Source organism: Streptomyces olivochromogenes (assembly GCF_021538895.1).
In the GTDB taxonomy this organism is placed as follows: Bacteria; Actinomycetota; Actinomycetes; order Streptomycetales; family Streptomycetaceae; genus Streptomyces; species Streptomyces olivochromogenes_A.
In genome coordinates this window covers 12854-28987 of the sequence record NZ_JADDRL010000088.1, presented here as the reverse complement: position 1 = coordinate 28987, position 16134 = coordinate 12854, and the positions used below count along the sequence as shown (strand labels likewise).

Annotated in this window: 16 protein-coding genes; 8 read left to right on the top strand and 8 right to left on the bottom strand. The window is 67.5% G+C overall.

Features of this window, described 5'->3' with window-relative positions; translation table 11 throughout:
* Positions 1–6: 6 nt before the first annotated feature.
* Positions 7–1350: a DNA cytosine methyltransferase gene (locus tag IPZ69_RS33720; RefSeq protein WP_235458473.1), complete on the top strand. Its 1344-nt coding sequence runs from the start codon at positions 7–9 to the stop codon at positions 1348–1350.
* 76 nt (positions 1351–1426) lie between these two features.
* Here IPZ69_RS33720 and IPZ69_RS33715 read toward each other — a convergent pair whose 3' ends face one another.
* On the bottom strand, positions 1427–3322 hold the full coding sequence (locus tag IPZ69_RS33715) for an ATP-binding protein (protein WP_235458472.1): 1896 nt from the start codon (positions 3320–3322) through the stop codon (positions 1427–1429).
* 163 nt (positions 3323–3485) lie between these two features.
* On the opposite strand from IPZ69_RS33715, the gene IPZ69_RS33710 reads away from it, so the two are divergent.
* Positions 3486–4148 (top strand): HAD family hydrolase, encoded by a 663-nt coding sequence (locus IPZ69_RS33710; protein ID WP_235458471.1) that lies wholly within the window; start codon positions 3486–3488, stop codon positions 4146–4148.
* Here IPZ69_RS33710 and IPZ69_RS33705 read toward each other — a convergent pair.
* Positions 4129–5406, bottom strand: coding sequence for a transcriptional regulator (locus IPZ69_RS33705; protein ID WP_235458470.1), 1278 nt, complete (start codon positions 5404–5406; stop codon positions 4129–4131). The two genes, IPZ69_RS33710 and IPZ69_RS33705, sit on opposite strands and share 20 nt — an antisense overlap.
* A gap of 204 nt (positions 5407–5610) precedes the next feature.
* On the opposite strand from IPZ69_RS33705, the gene IPZ69_RS33700 reads away from it, so the two are divergent.
* From IPZ69_RS33700 to IPZ69_RS33685, 4 genes are all read left to right on the top strand, one after another.
* Positions 5611–6102, top strand: a complete 492-nt coding sequence (locus IPZ69_RS33700; RefSeq protein WP_235458469.1) for a hypothetical protein — start codon at positions 5611–5613, stop codon at positions 6100–6102.
* Between the two features lie 165 nt (positions 6103–6267).
* Positions 6268–6492, top strand: a complete 225-nt coding sequence (locus IPZ69_RS33695) for a DUF397 domain-containing protein (RefSeq protein WP_235458468.1) — start codon at positions 6268–6270, stop codon at positions 6490–6492.
* A 93-nt stretch (positions 6493–6585) separates the two neighbouring features.
* Positions 6586–7053, top strand: coding sequence for a hypothetical protein (locus tag IPZ69_RS33690; protein WP_235458467.1), 468 nt, complete (start codon positions 6586–6588; stop codon positions 7051–7053).
* Between the two features lie 226 nt (positions 7054–7279).
* Positions 7280–7582, top strand: coding sequence for a hypothetical protein (locus IPZ69_RS33685; RefSeq protein ID WP_235458466.1), 303 nt, complete (start codon positions 7280–7282; stop codon positions 7580–7582).
* Positions 7583–7607: 25 nt separating this feature from the next.
* Here the strand turns inward: IPZ69_RS33685 and IPZ69_RS33680 are convergent, their stop codons facing one another.
* Positions 7608–8582 carry a GlxA family transcriptional regulator gene (locus IPZ69_RS33680; protein WP_235458465.1) on the bottom strand — a complete coding sequence of 325 codons (975 nt, stop codon included), beginning with the start codon at positions 8580–8582 and terminating at the stop codon, positions 7608–7610.
* A 153-nt stretch (positions 8583–8735) separates the two neighbouring features.
* Here IPZ69_RS33680 and IPZ69_RS33675 point away from each other — a divergent pair, with 153 nt between their 5' ends.
* Entirely contained in the window at positions 8736–9203 is a 468-nt protein-coding gene (locus IPZ69_RS33675; RefSeq protein WP_235458464.1) for a DUF2269 family protein, read from the top strand.
* A gap of 9 nt (positions 9204–9212) precedes the next feature.
* On the opposite strand, the gene IPZ69_RS33670 is transcribed toward IPZ69_RS33675, so the two are convergent.
* Positions 9213–10556, bottom strand: a complete 1344-nt coding sequence (locus IPZ69_RS33670; protein ID WP_235458463.1) for a DUF445 domain-containing protein — start codon at positions 10554–10556, stop codon at positions 9213–9215.
* Between the two features lie 165 nt (positions 10557–10721).
* Between IPZ69_RS33670 and IPZ69_RS33665 the strand changes: the two genes are divergently transcribed.
* Positions 10722–12086 carry an SGNH/GDSL hydrolase family protein gene (locus IPZ69_RS33665; protein ID WP_235458462.1) on the top strand — a complete coding sequence of 455 codons (1365 nt, stop codon included), beginning with the start codon at positions 10722–10724 and terminating at the stop codon, positions 12084–12086.
* Between the two features lie 43 nt (positions 12087–12129).
* Here the strand turns inward: IPZ69_RS33665 and IPZ69_RS33660 are convergent, their stop codons facing one another.
* From IPZ69_RS33660 to IPZ69_RS33645, 4 genes are read right to left on the bottom strand one after another with little or no spacing between them, the layout of a single operon-like run.
* Positions 12130–12987 carry a DUF1707 SHOCT-like domain-containing protein gene (locus IPZ69_RS33660; RefSeq protein ID WP_235458461.1) on the bottom strand — a complete coding sequence of 286 codons (858 nt, stop codon included), beginning with the start codon at positions 12985–12987 and terminating at the stop codon, positions 12130–12132.
* A 33-nt stretch (positions 12988–13020) separates the two neighbouring features.
* The gene (locus IPZ69_RS33655) at positions 13021–13986 is read right to left on the bottom strand and encodes an ABC transporter ATP-binding protein (protein ID WP_235458460.1); all 966 of its coding nucleotides are present in this window, start codon (positions 13984–13986) and stop codon (positions 13021–13023) included.
* 7 nt (positions 13987–13993) lie between these two features.
* Positions 13994–14770: an ABC transporter permease gene (locus IPZ69_RS33650; RefSeq protein WP_235458481.1), complete on the bottom strand. Its 777-nt coding sequence runs from the start codon at positions 14768–14770 to the stop codon at positions 13994–13996.
* 37 nt (positions 14771–14807) lie between these two features.
* Positions 14808–15608, bottom strand: coding sequence for an ABC transporter permease (locus IPZ69_RS33645; protein WP_235458459.1), 801 nt, complete (start codon positions 15606–15608; stop codon positions 14808–14810).
* Positions 15609–16134: the final 526 nt, after the last annotated feature.

The window sequence follows — 16134 nt, the reverse complement described above, 5'->3', positions numbered from 1 at the left end:
CGCCCTATGCTCACGCCCCGTTCCGTCACCCCCGAACCCGTCACCGTCGTGGACCTCTTCAGCGGCTGCGGGGGCTTCACCCAGGGGTTCCACGAGTTCCGCCCGACAGGGAAGCACGGCGCGGGACCTGTCTTTCACAGCATCGCGGCCGTTGAACACAACCGTGCCGCTGCAGCCACATACGCTGTGAACTTCGGCGAGCTCCGCAAGGACAGGCGGGCGCCGGCGGCACGTGTGCATGTCGGGGACATCGAGGACTGGGAGCCTACTCCGGAGGCGCTGCACGCGGACGTCGTCGTCGGGGGCCCTCCGTGCCAGGGTTTCTCGGCCTTGAACCGCGTGAAAAAGGGAACCGAGCGCAACCGCCTCTGGGAGGAATACGTTCGGATCGTGGCGAAGATCCGCCCAAAGGTTTTCGTCATCGAAAATGTGGACCGCTTCCTGAAGTCGGATGAATTTCAAAACCTTCTCAATGAAGTGAAGCAAGGAGGGAAACTCGCCGAGTACCGGCTCGTCGATCCTCCTGGGCATGAGCTCACCGACTCCGAGGAGGTGAAGAACAACCGGTACCTCCTCAACTCCGCGGACTACGGCGCCGCTCAGGCTCGCCGCAGGGCCATCGTCATCGGCGTTCGCCGCGACATCGAAAATGGTCGCGCGATGACCTATCCCGTCAAGTCACACTTCCGCCGCCCGAAAGGATCGGTCGCGGAGACCAGACCAATTGACGGCGTAGACGCGGGGATCTCGTACTGGGAGACCGTGGATGACCTCTTCCGAGAGTCGTCCAAGCGCACACTCGAAGATCTCCCGGACACCAAACGGTTCGTCCCGGAACTGGATGGCGACCTTCCCGGTATTTTCAGCACCGAAAATCTTCACTTCGGCCGAAACCCGGAAACCGTTTCCCTCGCCCGCTACCACCACATCCCTCCCGGCGGAAATCGCAAGCACCTCAGCGGCTGGTGGTACACCCAGGATGAATTTGGTGACTTCAAATACTTCACCACACCAAACCCTCCTGGCGTGAGGACGCCCGTCGAATACCTTTCGACCGCGAGTTGGGACAAGCATAATTCCGGTACCGGGGATGTCATGGGTCGACTTCGCCTCGGCGAACCGTCGGTGACCATCCGAACCGAGTTCTTCAAGCCGGAGAAAGGTCGCTATCTTCACCCGTCAGAAGATCGACCCATCACGCACTTCGAGGCCGCCCGCATACAGGGATTCCCTGTCGAGTTCCGCTGGTGCGGCACAAAGACAGAGATCGCCACGCAGATCGGCAATGCCGTGCCCATTCCCTTGGGAAGGGCCATCGCTGCGGCGATTTACGCCTACCTGCGCGACTGATTCGGCACACCCTGCCGCTTGTCTACACAAGGGAGCTGGGGAATAATCTCCCCAGCTCCCTACGTCAGCAGTAGAGCTACGGCCGTGAGACCTTCTTCAGGGATTCATACCGCGCTAGAAACTCTCCATGACTCCTCTTGACCATGCCGAGAAGATCCGAGTACTGGCGAACGTAAACCTGCGTCGCTCGAAGCATTTCCATCTCCTCGGCAACCATTGGGTCGTCACTAACCGACCCACAGAAGAGATAGCCGATGACGTGGCTGGGGCGATATGAATCGTCAGTGGACCGCCGGAAGAGCCCTCGGAGATATGCAATATATTCCCGGATCTGCTCCAACTCTCGACGCCGCGCCACGGAGTGAGGCCGCTTGATCTCCACCACTACTAGCGTATCCCCCTCTGCAACGCAGAGAAAATCGATCCTCCTGTCGGATTCCGGCGCCTCGGATTCCGGAAAATGCTCGCGGAGTAGTTGGCTGTATCGAACCTCGTCTGCAACCAGATGCCATCGTGGATCGAGAGCCCAAGGAAATTCTTTGAAGAAATTATGGAGATCTGGTACCTCGAGAGCATTATTAATGATCATCTTCTCCAGTTTCTCAATCGTTGCAATTCGACCTCTCGTGACCTTTGCCATCTCCTTCGCTTCGACTATCTCCCACTCACGAAACAGTGAGATCAACTGAGCAGGATCCTTGAACTCCGCTTCACCCAATTCTTCGGCAATCTCCCAGAAGGCGTCAAACTCCAAGAAATCTATGCACGACTTCAAGATGTTCTGAGCTTCGTCGTCGCGCCCGACCAAATTGCTGCCGACAGCCGTTTGAATTAGTTTATCGACCACTCGACGAGATCTCTTGTGCTCAGAGCCGGCGGTAGCCTTGAGAAACTCCTGATAGACAGGCTCTGTGTCCAACTGCTTGAGCTTGTCATAGCGACGCTTCTCGGACCAGTCGCGAGATACACGGTTGATTTGGCGCCTGCCCCACTCCATCAGCGCGATATTGCTTTCTGTATCCCAAACAAGTGAGTTTCGCGCCGTACCTACAGTGTCTTCTTCCTCGTCGACAAAGTCAGCGGTAAGCTCGCCGATGAGGTAGGCGAGAGCGTACTGCTGGCCTGTGTTAGCATCGAACCAGAACGGTTCCTGCACCAGCTTCCCTCGCGCCATGACCGAAACACCGCGCTGAATTCCATCATCAACGTTACTGGAATGAGAAAGCGCGCCTATCCATCCAGTGACTCGCCATCCAGTCCCTGGGGATATTTCTTCGTCGAACTCCCAGATATATGGATCACTGTTCACGTCTCGGGCGAGCAAGGGCTTCAGGTCACGTTCTTGATGCGTAATTGGACTGCCATTGATCACAACCTGGAAATTGTCGTCAATGATGGCGAACCTGCGCGCAATATGCCGTCTGAGAGACGGTACAGAAACGGCACGCTTCCGAAATTTTTCGATCCGTCGGAGTGTGATTCGCGTACCCCTGGCAACTCTGCCGGAAGGTGCCATCGGATCGAACTGCGCGACTCGATCCTTGGCGGCATCCTCAAGTTCGTCGTAGTTCATTACGAATCTGGACACCGAAAGGCCATTGCTACTTTCTACTTCTATCTCTCGCGCTATGCCGAATCCGGAGAACTTACCCAGTCCCTTGCGACCCATGTACCTGCGGAACGGCGCCTTGACACGTTGACTCCGCCCTTCCACCTTTCGACGATCGCGCCCTACGAGGAGGTATCCCTGCCTGATTTCCTCATCGCTCATTCCATCCCCATCATCCTGCGCAATGATGACGGAATCATCAGTCACCCTTGATTCAGGAATATGAATCTCGACCCTGCTGGCCCCAGCGTCCCAAGCATTTGCGATGAGTTCGGAGATGACCGGCGGGAGAGTCGAGTACATCTGCACCCCGAGGTGCTTGATCGTGGCCGGGTCAAACTCCATCTTGTACGGAACCGTCATCCTGTCCCACCTCGCGCGACGCCCAGTCTGAAGTGATCACCTTCTCGCAACTGGCCCAACCTCGCTGGGTTTTGGCAGTATCGGTCCCTTTCGTGGCCGCGGTGCGGTTGTAGAGATCGACACCTGGACCGACCTCCACGTCTCGCATCGCTACCCTGCCCACATGATTCGCGCAGTGGTCTTCGACGTCGGTGAGTGTCTCGTGGACGAGACGCGTGAGTATGGGGCCTGGGCCGACTGGCTGAGCGTGCCGCGGCACACCTTCCACGCGATGTTCGGGGCCGTCGTCGCGCAGGGGCGTGACTACCGGGAAACCTTCCAGGAGTTCCGACCCGGATTCGATCTCTACGAGGAGCGCGAGAGGCGGGCCGCAGCCGGGCGGCCGGAGACGTTCGGGGAGGAGGATCTGTACGCCGACGTCCGGCCGGCCCTGGCTCGGCTGCGCGGCGATGGTCTGTGGCTCGGGATCGCGGGGAACCAGACCGTTCGGGCGGGGCGGATCCTGCGGGAGTTGTTCGACCGTGACGTCGATCTGATCGGTACGTCGGACGACTGGGGAGCGAGCAAGCCCGATCCCGAGTTCTTCAAGCGGGTGGCCGAGGCAGTTCCTTTCGAGGTCGATGAAGTCCTCTACGTCGGGGACCGGTGCGACAACGACATTCGCCCTGCTACCCAGGCCGGGATGTACACCGCGCTCGTGCGTCGTGGGCCTTGGGCCACCATCCAATGGAACAGCCCCGAAGCCGAGCGGCTGCCGACCTTCCGGATCGACAGCCTGCTTGAACTGCCTGGTCGGGTCGGCGAGTTCAACGACTCAGTACGCTGAAAGTGGTCGACCAGTCATAGAGCCGATCGTCGAGATCTCGTACGCAACGGTCGTGTTGATGAGGCGCGAGCGCGCGTCGAACCTCACGTACGCGATCCATTCCTGTGGCGTACCAGGTGATCGCAAGTTGATCGAGAGCCTTGCCCGCATACTCACAGGCGCGTTCGGGATTTCCGGCGGTTGCCTCGACGGCTGCCAGGTCGCCGAACACGACTGTTCGTTGCTTGTCTTCCGCGGGGGACATCGCCTCCAGGGCTGCGAGTAGGGACTCACGGGCTTGTGGGATGTGGCCGGCGGTCATCTGAGTGTTCCCCTTGAACGCCGACAGCCGGGCTGGTGAGAACCAGTCCAACCAGTCGGGCGAGGGATGTTCGTTGCCGGTCGTGAGCACGTCCTCCGCATGGCCGATCAGGTGAAGCGCCGTACGCGTGTTGCCACAGCGGGTTTCGCATTCGGCTTCCACCGCGTCGAGCCAGCCGAGGAACTCGGCGGACGCCGGTGCGCGCCGCGCGTACGTGCGGGCGGCGATCATGCGCTCCAGGGCCGTTTCGCGGTCGCCGACCCAGCCGGGAACGAAGGCCATGTGAGCGATGATTGCCGAACCCAGGAGCGAGTCGTCGGCTTCACCTGCCGCCTGCAACGCAAGGAGATAGGTGCCGTTCGCGGTGGTCGAGTCACGGAGGTCGAAGAACTCGATTCGTCCCGCGAGCAGGTAGGACTCCGCCAGCGCGGACGCGACCCTGCGCCGTGTCGTGTCCGTCGTCTCCGGGAGCAGGGCACACCCCAACGTCGCGTGGGCGACAACCGCGGGGTGCAGCATCGTCGGCGCCACGGACCAGTAGAGGCGGCGGTACGAGCGGGTGACGCTTTCGAAGTCGGCCCCGGTCGTGGCGGGTTGTGGGGTGACGGATGCCCGCATGGACACGGCCAACGAGCCCGGTGACGCGACTGGTCCGCCTGCGCCTACGCGGCGCCGAGTCTCGCCGGGCAGGGGACCATTGGAACCCCACGGAGGCGTGAATCCGAGCGATTCCATGCTCTGGCCCAGTAGGTGCACGAGAACTCGTTGACAATCCGGTTGCGGCCAAGGGGGATTGTCCGACTCCCAGCGGCGCACCTGCCGTACGCCGATGGACAGGCCGCGGATGCCCATCTGCTTGGCGCTCCGTGTCAGGGCGTCGGCCAGACCCTGTTGCGAGTTGAAGCCCGCGGCCAGACGGGCGGCCTTCAGTCGGATGTTGCCTACGGGACGGGGCACGACCGGCACCTCCAGAAGCGGCTCGGTTCAACCGTTCCACAGTAAGTCCTTTGGATGGCCCGACGTCATCCAAAAGGTCGCATCAAAGCCCTTCAGGCGTCCTGTCGAAGGCCCTTCAAAGCCCTCGATTGGGACACGTGGTTCTTGGACCCTGGTTGTCGTAGCGCTGGAACGCGACGACAGGGGCAGGCTGTGGACACACAAATGGCTTTGGACACGGCGATCGCCGAGTGGCTGGCCGGTTCCCATCCGATCCCCGGGCAGGTACGGGCCGAGTGGTGGGCGCAGGGAGTTGCGCTGCTGCCGCTGGGAAGCAGATTCGCTGCGGTGCGAATGGCGTCCGACGTGGTGCACGCCGCTGTTGGATCGGAGGATCGCGGCGATGTCGCCGTGTCCCTCGGAGAGTTGTTGGGCGGATCCATCCTCTACGACCGTCGGGTCGTGGGTGGGACCTACTACGCCCTCGTTCAGCCGCATGCCGGACTCGTCTGGGCCTACGAGGACGTCGCGACCTGTCTTGGTCATGGAACCTACTTGGGCGTGCCACGGCTCGACCGTCAACAACCTCCGGGCACCTACTGGTTGATCCCCCCGAGGTATGAAGGCGACTTGTGTCCACCTCGGGCGATCATCTCCCTGGTCCGGGCCGGTCGGGAGCGGCTGACCGAGACGGTCGGCCCTCCGTGTCGGGAGTGAAGGGATTCCACACGGGTCCCTTTCGCCGACCGGAGGCCCGCAGCAGACGCGCTGTATCGGCTGGGCACGTCGTCCAAACGGCTGAGGTCATTCACAAACTCCCGCCCTCCATGGGGCGGCGGCGGTCAGACATGGCCGCGATCAGCTGAGCAGAAAGGTGCAGTGATGCTGGACGGAACCAAGCTGTACGGACTCGACATCAGCGGGGCCTCTTTCGTGAAGGCGTGCGGAGGACCCTGCACCGAGGGATGCGTGACCCTGGCGCGGATCGGCGACGACGCCTGGGCCCTGGGTGACAGCAAGCGGCCGGAGGCGGAGCCGTTGCGGTTCACCACGGAAGAACTCGACGCGGCCGGCATCGACCCGGTGAGGTTCGGGCTTTCGGTCTGAGTGCTCCTCCCGGCCGGTCCCGACTCCTGCTCGGAGCCGGGACCGGTTGCCCTTCGGTGTTCGACACCCAAGACACCCAACGAGGAACGACCGGTGCACCACCACGGCTATCTATGGGTCGGGCCGAAAGCACGTTTCGACGACGACGCCCTACGGCGACCTCCTCATCCGGAGCCGCCCCCAGCCGGAAGCAGGCCCGAGCTGCTCCAGCGCTACCGCGAGGTCGCCGCGGAGTTCCCGGTCGTGGATCTTCCGCCGCTCGAAACGGCGTACTGGCTCGTCAAGCCGCGGTCGCTGGTTCGCGGCACCTGGGATGAGGCCAAGGAGGCAGCCCTCTGGCTCGGGGCGCGCGTGAGCGAGTATGCGCCTCGGTTCGCCTCCGGTCGGGGTCGTGACGCCACCGATCTGGCGTTCCTCGTCGACTCCACTGCCGAGAGGCTGGGTTCAGGAGCTGACGTGTCGCTTGGCTTCTACCTTGAACGGCCGTCGTATCTGTCAGTGGCGGTCGTGTCATGTTCTCCGAACTGCGTGAAGGCTGGACTGACGTGTCCTGTCGCGTAGGAAGTGGTCCGCTGCCATTCGGCGAGGTCGGTGGCGCGGGGCTGTGGTGTGCGTTGGCTGTGAGGTGCTCTCCGGCTGCATGCACGCCGGGATTCAGTGGCTGACGGCTTCGCGCCCACGCTCACCGCCGGCGGCTGACTTGACAGGCCTCGACTCAAGTTCGGTTCCCCGATCATCCGGGGCGTTAGCCTCCGGGAGAGACAAGAGCAGACAAAGGGAGGCAGGCATGGCCAAGGTTCCCAGCGCGGTGGTCGCCGCGAGCGGGCTCGTCGGTGGGTACGGTGTCGCCCGCTGGACCAAGAAGCGGCAGCTCGGCGGGGTCGTCCTGGCCGGCGCGGGCGCGGTCGCCGCGCGGCAGTGGCGCGAGCAGGCCGGCGGGGTGGCCGCGGGGGCGCTGACCGCCGCGTACGTCGCCGCCTTCGCCGGGTCCCACCCGCTGGCGAAGAAGGTCGGCGCCTGGCCGTCCGTCTTCGGGGTCGCGGGCGCCGTGGCGCTGGCGTCCTGGGCCGTCGCCGACCGCCGAGCCTGACGGCGGGGCGTCTCAGGACGTCGTCTCAGGCGGTCGGCAGCGGGTCCCCCTCCGTCCGGCTGAACGCCCTCCGGTACGCCTGCGGGCTCGTCCCCACCACCCGGCGGAAGCGTTCACGGAACGCCGTCGGGGAGCCGAAGCCCGCCTGTACGGCGATGCGTTCGACGGGGTGCTCGGTGTTCTCCAGCAGGTACTGCGCACGCCGCACCCGCGCCCGGTGCAGCCACTGCAGCGGTGTCGTGCCGGTCTGTTCGCGGAAGCGGCGGTTGAGGGTACGGGTGCTCATGCCCGCCTTCGCGGCGATCTCGTCCAGGGTGAAATCCTGGTCGCAGTTGTCCTCCAGCCAGTCCAGGAGCGGCTCCAGGGTGGCGCCGGCCGGGACCGGCGGCTGGTCGTGGACGATGAACTGGGCCTGCCCGCCCTCCCGTTCGAGGGGCATGACGCACAGCCGGGCCGTGTGCGCGGCGACGGCGGAGCCGTGGTCGCGGCGGATCATGTGCAGGCACATGTCCATCGCGGCGGCCGCGCCCGCCGAGGTGAGGAACTGGCCGTTGTCGACGTACAGGACGTTCGGGTCGACGGTCACCTCCGGGTGCGTCGCGGCCAGCTGCGGGGCCGCCACCCAGTGCGTCGTCGCGCGCAGGCCGTCGAGCAGGCCGGTCGCCGCGAAGACGAACGCCCCGACGCAGATCGACGCGATGCGCGTGCCGTTCGCCGCCGCCGCGCGCAGCGCCTCCCTCACCTCCGGCTGCAGCGGCACCTCGGGGTCCGCGACGCCGGGCAGGATGATCGTGTCGGCCTCGGCCAGCGCCTCAAGGCCGTACGGCGCCCGAACGGTGAACGCCCCGGCCGCCGCGCTCACCTCCCGCGCGGGCGAGCAGACCCGCACCCGGTAGGCCGGGCGGCCGTCCGGCAGCCGGACCCAGCCGAACGCGTCGATCGCGGCGGTGAGGTCGAAGGGGATCACCTGGTCCAGCGCCAGTACGGCCACGGTGTGCATGGCAAGAAGGTAGCCGTACGACGGGATGCAGCCAATCGGTACCCCCAGCACCTCCACACAGCAGCGCCAGGGTCCCCGTTCCTGGCGAGAATCCGTCGGCTCATGGCAGTAGTGCCACTTCTGCAAGGTCCAGTGCCCGCCTAGCGTCGGCGCGTGACCAAGTTCCTGCTCGCCGTCCATGTCCTGGCGGCCATCGTCGCCGTCGGGCCCGTGACCGTCGCCGCCAGCATGTTTCCGCCCGCCGTCCGCCGGGCGCTGGCCTCGCCCGATGACGCGCGGGCGGTGGAGACCGTGGCGCTGCTGCATCGGATCTGCCGGGTGTACGCCCTCGTCGGCGTCGTCGTTCCGGTCTTCGGGTTCGCCACGGCGAGCGACATGGGGGTGCTCGGCGACACCTGGCTGGTGGTGTCGATCGCGCTGACGGCGGTCGCCGCGCTGGTCCTGGTCGCGCTGGTGCTGCCGCGACAGAGTGCGCTGGTGGAGAGTGGCGGTACGCGGGACGGTGGCGGTACCCGGGAGGCGACCGTACGGCTCGCCATGTTCACCGGGCTGTTCAATCTGCTGTGGGCCACCGTGACGGTCCTGATGATCGTGCGGCCGGGGTCGACCACCGGCGCGTGAGCCGGGGCGTCACGCCCCCAGCAGCCGCGACACCGTGAAGATCAGCAGGCCGGCCAGCGAACCCACCACCGTGCCGTTGATCCGGATGAACTGCAGGTCGCGGCCGATGTGCGCCTCGATCTTGCGGGTGGTGTGCTCGGCGTCCCAGCCGGCCACCGTGTCGGTGATCAGGGAGGTGATCTCCTTGCGGTAGGTGGTGACGACGTGCACCGCGGCGCCCTCGACCCAGCTGTCGACCTTGTCCTGGACCTTGGGTTCGCTCGCCATCCGCGTGCCCAGCGAGAGCAGCGAGGCCCGCACGCGCAGGCGCAGCTCGCTGCGCTCGTCCTCGGCCGCGGAGACGATCATGGAGCGTACGGCGGTCCAGGCGGAGGCGATCAGATCCTGGACCTCGCCGCGGGCCAGCACCTCGCCCTTGAGCCGCTCGACGCGCGCCCGGGTCTCGGTGTCGGACTGGAGGTCGGCGGCGAAGTCGGTGAGGAAGCGGTCGAGGGCGCCGCGGGCGGGGTGGGAGGGCATGTCGCGCATCTCGGCGCAGAAGCGCAGCAGCTCCTTGTAGACGCGCTCGCCGACCTTCTTGTCGACGAAGCGCGGGGTCCAGCCGGGGGCGCCGCCCTGGATGGCGTCCATGACCTGCTCGTCGTGCAGCACCAGCCAGTCGTGCGCCCGGGAGACGATCAGGTCGACGAACCGTCTGTGGCCGCCGTCCGCGACGATCTTCTCCAGCAGCTTGCCCATGCCGGGCGCGATCTCCCGGGCGTCGGCGCGGCGGGTGATGGCCTCGCCGACCACCGCCTGCACGTCCGAGTCGCGCAGGACGGTGAGCGCGCCGCGCAGGGCCGTGGCCAGTTCCGCGGTCACCCGGTCCGCGTGTTCGGGTTCGGCCAGCCAGGCGCCGAGGCGGCTGCCGATGCCGACGGTGCGCAGCCGCTGTCGTACGACGTCCTGGGAGAGGAAGTTCTCGCCGACGAACTCGCCCAGGGAGACGCCGAGCTGGTCCTTCTTGGTGGGGATGATCGCGGTGTGCGGGATGGGCAGGCCGAGCGGGTGGCGGAAGAGGGCCGTGACCGCGAACCAGTCGGCGAGCGCGCCGACCATGCCGGCCTCGGCGGCCGCGGCGACGTACATCGCCCAGTTGCCCGCGCCCGCGTTCGACGCCCACTTGGCGAGGACGTAGACCACGGCCACGAACAGCAGCATCCCGGTCGCCGTGAGCTTCATGCGTCGTACCCCGCGCTGTCGCTCCATGTCCGCGGCGGTGAAGGCGGTCATGGCGCGATAGGTCGGGGCGGTGCCCCGTGTCGCCGTCTCCGTACGTTCCATTTGCTCCACCCGTTCGGTGATCCCGCACACATTGTCCCTTCCTGACCGACTCCCGGAACGGAACAGGAGTTCCCGGCGTCTGTCAGAAAGGGGGTTTTGGGCAGGGCCCTGTCAGCTCTCCCGAGTGCATGAAGCATCATGGACTCGTCAGATCGGAGCCTCGGGCTCCTACCGCCCGAGGAGAACAGAAAACCGATGACCAGGCGTCACGCCGAAGGTGCGGGGCCGTCCCCCGTATGGCACCGCGCCGTCATCAGCGGTCTCGTGGCGCTGATCCTGGGCCTGTCCGCCGCCTTCTACGCCGCGGTCACCTCCGGCGACACCACTCCCCGCGACGCCCTCGCCGACAGCCGCCCGCACCGCGAGTCCGCGGCCGCCCCCGCGTCCGCCGGTACCTGGGTCGGCTCCTGGTCGGCCTCCCCGGTGGGCGGCGAGCCGGGCACGGAGACGGCCGGCCTGGCGGGCCGCTCGGTGCGCAACGTCGTGCACGCGGACGCCGGGGGTACGAGTGCCCGCATCACGCTGTCCAACCTCTACGGCCAGTCGCCGCTGACCATCACGCACGCCTCGATCGCGGTCGCGGCCGGCGAGAACACCGCGGCGGCCGCGGTGGAGACGATGCGCCGGCTCGCCTTCGGCGGCCGGGCCGCCGTCGTCGTGCCTCCCGGCGGACAGGTGCTGAGCGACGCCGTCCGCGTCGACGTCCCGCGCGGCGCCGACGTCCTGGTCACCACCTACTCCCCCACCCCGTCGGGTCCGGTCACCTACCACCCGCACGCGCGGCAGGTGTCGTACGTCGCGCAGGGCGACCACACCGAGGACGCCACGGCCACCTCGTACACCGAACAGACCCCGTACTGGCGCTATCTGACGGCCCTGGACGTGCTGAGCAACGAGTCCCACGGCACGGTCGTCGTGCTCGGCGACTCGCTCACCGACGGGATCACCTCCACCGTGGGCGCCAACCACCGCTGGACCGACGTCCTTTCCGAGCGGCTGCGCACGGCGCTCATCGGCGGCCGGGACCTGCCCCGCTACAGCGTCGTCAACCAGGGCATCAGCGGCAACCAGGTGCTGGCCGACGGCCTGGGCCGGCCCGCCGAGAACCAGAGCGGCCTCGGCCGCTTCCGCCGCGACGCACTGTCCCGTACGAACGTCAAGGTCGTCGTCATCGACCTCGGCGTCAACGACATCCTGCGCAACCCGCGACTGCCCGACCCGAACCGGATAGTCGAGGGACTGCGCACCCTCGTCCGCCAGGCCCACGCCCGCGGCCTCAAGGTCGTCGGCGCCACCCTGATGCCCTTCCAGGGCCACCCCGGCTGGACGCCCGCCCAGGAGGCGGTGCGCGAGCAGGTCAACGCCCAGATCCGGGCGGGGCGGGTGTACGACGCCGTGGTCGACTTCGACAAGGCGCTGCGGGACCCGTACAACCCGCGCAGGCTGCGGTCCGACTACGACTCGGGCGACCATCTCCACCCCAGCGACCGGGGATACCGCACCATGGCGGAGGCCTTCGACCTGCGGGAGCTGAAGGGGGCGGGGCTGACGGAGCTGTGACCGCCCGGCGGCCCGCTCAGCGGTCCGCGCCCGGTGGTTCCGCTCAGTGGTCTCCGTACCGGTCGCGCCTGCGCCGCTCGCGCCGCTCCTCATGGCGTTCGCGCCGCTCCTCGTGGCGCTCCCACCGCTCCTCGTGGCGTCGGCGCCGCATGTCGAGGTGGGAGTCGAGCATCTTGCGGTGGGCCTCGTGCACGTCGTCCCTAAAGGACTCCTGCAGTTCCTTCATGGTGGCCTTGCGGTCCAGCTTCTCCTGGCGCCGCTCCTCCTTGGGCCGCTGCCGCTCCGCCCGCGTGACCTTGCGCTCCACGCCGACGCCGCCCCAGAAGGCGAACCCGGAGACGATCACGCGCGGGGCGCCCGGCTCTCCCCGCACCCCGTCCTCGCGCTGGTCGAAGCCGCCCATGATCCCGAGGCCGCGCACCACGACCTCGACCCCGGGCGGCACGATGATCTGCATCCCGCCCATGATCGCGACGCAGTTGATCTCGACCTCGTGGTCCGCGAAGTCCGCCTCCCGCAGGTCGATCTCCCCGCCGCCCCAGAAGGCGAAGCAGGAGAACCGCTTCGGCATGGTCCAGCGTCCCTTGCGCTGGAAGCCGGACAGGATGGCGACGGCCCACGAGGACGAGCCCTCGCCGCCGACCACCCGGCCCGCCCAACTCCCGCTCCGCGACGGTTCCTTGCTCAGCGACACGACGGGAGGAGCCGTCACGCCGACCCCCGGCAGATCCCGGGTGATCGGTGTCAGCTCCCCGTACGTCCGCGCCTTGTACGTCGCTTCCAGCCGCTCCTCGAACTCCTCCATGTCGAGCCGCCCTTCGGCGACGGCGTCCCGCAGGACCTCGGCGACTCGTTCACGATCGGCGTCGGAGGCACGCAACTCCGGTGCATCGTCGGTCATACGGAGCAGCCTACGAGGTCGTCGCGCCGGAGACTATGCGGTGGCCCGGTCCGCGTACATCTGCGCGATCACCGCCTCGATGTCCGGCTCCCGCACCGACAGGTCCACCAGCGGATACTCGGCCGCGATCCGCGCCACCAGCGGTGCCGCCGAACCCGAGGCCGGGAAGGCCAGCCACTGCCGCGGCCCCTCCACCTTCACCACCCGGGCCTCGGGCACCTCGATCGGCGGCAGCTCGCGCTCCAGGTCCACCACCAGCGTCCGTTCGCTCTCGCCCACCTCGTGCAGGCCGGCGAGCGGGCCGTCGTACATCAGCCGCCCGTGGTCGATGACCATCACCCGGGAGCACAACTGCTCGATGTCCTGGAGGTCGTGCGTGGTCAGCAGGACCGTCGTGCCGCGCTCGGCGTTCAGGTCCCGCAGGAAGCCGCGCACCTTGGCCTTGGAGATGACGTCGAGGCCGATCGTCGGCTCGTCCAGGTACAGCACCTCGGGGTCGTGCAGCAGCGCCGCCGCGATGTCGCCGCGCATCCGCTGGCCGAGCGAGAGCTGCCGTACGGGCACGTCCAACAGGTCGGCGAGGTCGAGGAGTTCGACGCAGCGGTCGAGGTTCTCGCGGTAACGCCCGTCGGGGATCCGGTACATGCGGTGCACCAGCCGGTACGAGTCGATCAGCGGCAGGTCCCACCACAGCGTGGTGCGCTGCCCGAACACCACCCCGATGCGGTGCGCCAGACGGCTGCGCTCGCGGGAGGGGTCGATCCCGGCGACCCGCAGCCGGCCGCCGCTCGGGGTCAGGATCCCGGTCAGCATCTTGATCGTCGTCGACTTCCCGGCGCCGTTGGGGCCGATGTAGCCGACCATCTCGCCGCGCGGCACGGTGAAGGAGATCGAGTCGACCGCCCGCACCTGCCGCCGCTCCCGCTTGAGGAACCCGGTCTTGCGCCGCACCTCGAAGACCTTCTCGACCCGGTCGAGTTCGATGAAGTCGCCGTCCATGAACCCCTCAGCTCCCCGTGCTCCGATACGAGCGAAGTCCCGTCCGCCACGCCGCCCCGGCCAGCGCGCAGCACCCCACGGCCACCAGCGGCGGCGCGAACGCCGTCCACACCGGCAGGTCCAGCGGGTAGGGCCGCCCCAGCACATAGGTCGCGGGCAGCCAGTTGACGAAGGCCAGCGGCAGCACGAAGGTCACCCCGCGCACCAGCTCCTTCGCGAACACCGTGGGCGGATACTGCAGCAGCGTCGTGCCGCCGTACGTGAACGCGTTCTGCACCTCGGAGGCGTCCTGCGCCACGAACTGGAAGGCCGCCCCGGCCACGAACACCGCGCTGAAGATCGCGGCGCCGCTGACCACCATCACCGGCATCAGCAGCAGCTTCAGCGGGGTCCACGCGATGTCCAGGGACGTCAGCGCGTACCCGAGCACCAGGGCGCCCTGCGTCACCCGGCCCAGGCGGCGCAGCGCGAACCGGTCGGCGGCCAGCTGGGCCAGTACCGGCGCCGGGCGGACCAGGAGGGTGTCGAGGGTGCCGTCGCGCACCCGGCGCCCCAGCCGTTCCATCGAGCCGATCGTCAGGTCGGCCAGGCCGAAGGCCGTGCCGGACAGCCCGTACAGGAAGGCGACCTCGGGCAGGGTGTAGCCGCCGAGCGCGTCCACGCGGGAGAACATCAGCAGGATCGCCACGAAGTCGAGGGCGGTCGCGGCGAAGTTGGCGACCGTCGTCATCACGAAGGAGGCCCGGTACGCCATCGTGGAGCGGATCCACATCACCGCGATCATCCGGTAGGCGCGCAGCCCCTCCGCGACCCGGCCCGGCTCAGCCACCCTGCACCACCACCCGTCGGGTCGCCACGGACTGCACCAGCCGCCCGAGCGCCAGCAGCGCGAGCGCCCATGCGCCCTGGAAGGCGAAGACCCCCCACGGCTCGGCGCGCCCCAGCAGCACGTCCGCGGGGGCCTGGAGCAGCGAGGACCAGGGCAGGGCGCGTACGGTCTCGCCGATCGCGCCCGGGAACACGTTCAGCGGGAGCACCATCCCGGAGCAGAAGAACCCCGTGATCCACGCCGTCTGGGCCACCCCGGTGCCGTCCAGCAGCCAGAACGCGCTCAGCGCCACCAGGAAGCGGATCCCGAAGCCGACCAGCATCGCCAGCAGGACGGCGACGAGGAAGGCGGCCCAGGTCCCCGCGTCCGAGGGCAGCGCCACCGGGAAGAACACCGCGCCGAAGACGAACGGGAGCACGCCCCGGCCCATCAGCTGGAACAGGGCCCGGCCCAAATCGGCGGAGAGCCACCACAGTTGAAGATCGGCGGGCCGGTAGAGGTCGATCGCGATGTCACCCGTACGAATGCGTTCCATCAACTCGTCCTCGACGCCGCCGCCCCCGATCGCGAGCGTCGACAACAGCGCCTGCCCGAGCCAGACGTAGGTGACGGCCTGTGCCTGGTCGTAGCCGCCCAGGTGCGGTTTCTCGTCCCACAGGGCCAGATACGTGTAGACCAGGATCAGGCCGAAGACCGTATTGGTGAACACCCCTGCCGCCGTGGCCGCCCGATAGGTCGCGTACCGTCGGAACGCCCCCGAGGCGACGGCCGCGTACAACCGTCCCGCGCCCACGCCAGTCAACCTCCCGGACCCACCGACACCGAAGCGCAGGAGCCTAGCCCGCGCCCGACGGGGTCTGCCACGCATTTTCGGTACCGGACACGCCCCGGAATCCTGGAACGGAACGCTTGGTGCGAGAGTCTTCATCACGGGGCCCAGATGGCGTACGAGGCCGTACGGGAACGTACGAGGCGAAACAGGAGTCCGTGCACGACATGAGCGACGAGCCGCAGCCGCTGCCACAGCAGAAGAACGAGGGCGGTGCGACGACAGAGCCGCCGGCGGCTGGAGAGCCCGCCGGACAGGGCGGCAAGGCGGCCGAGAACGCCAAGGCCGTCCCGAACGCGCGGAAAGCCGAGCCGAACGAGCCCGCCGAGCCTGCGAAACGCGCCGAGCGCGCGGAGCCGCCCGAGCCGGCGGAACCGTCCAAGCCCGCGTCGGCCGGCAAGTCCGCGGAGCCCGCCAAGAAGCCGGAGGCGACGGGGCCCGCGTGGACCGCCGACACCACCAGGCTCAACAGGCTCAAGGAGAGCGCCGG